Annotated in this window: 1 protein-coding gene; it reads right to left on the minus strand. The window is 61.6% G+C overall.

Annotated elements, in window-relative coordinates:
* Positions 1 to 118 precede the first annotated feature (118 nt).
* On the minus strand, positions 119 to 286 hold the full coding sequence (locus RCF13_RS07385) for a DUF5668 domain-containing protein (RefSeq protein ID WP_308141025.1): 168 nt from the start codon (positions 284 to 286) through the stop codon (positions 119 to 121).
* Positions 287 to 323: the final 37 nt, after the last annotated feature.

Here is a 323-nt window from a genome sequence, read left to right on the forward strand (position 1 = left end):
CCGCGGACCTGAAGATTGCAGGCGATTTGTAGAGCCGAGCCATGCTCGGCTTCAAGGCCGGGCCGCCGAGCATGGCCCGGCTCCACATGAAGGAAGGCGGCGCAAAGCGCCGCCATCCTTATTTGCCGCGACCGAACAGCAACGCGATTCCGACAACCACCAGGGCCACCGGCCACCACGACAGCAGCAGCTTGGACAGGTTAAGGTGCGTCCAGCCCAGATTTCTGGCGAGCAAGAACAGGCCGATCACGATCAGCAGGACGGCGGCAAAGAGGTTTAATCGCAAAGGGTCGGCGAAGGCTCAGGAAACGGCCGGATATACT

The organism is Stenotrophomonas maltophilia group sp. RNC7 (assembly GCF_030910085.1).
In the GTDB taxonomy this organism is placed as follows: domain Bacteria; phylum Pseudomonadota; class Gammaproteobacteria; order Xanthomonadales; family Xanthomonadaceae; genus Stenotrophomonas; species Stenotrophomonas sepilia.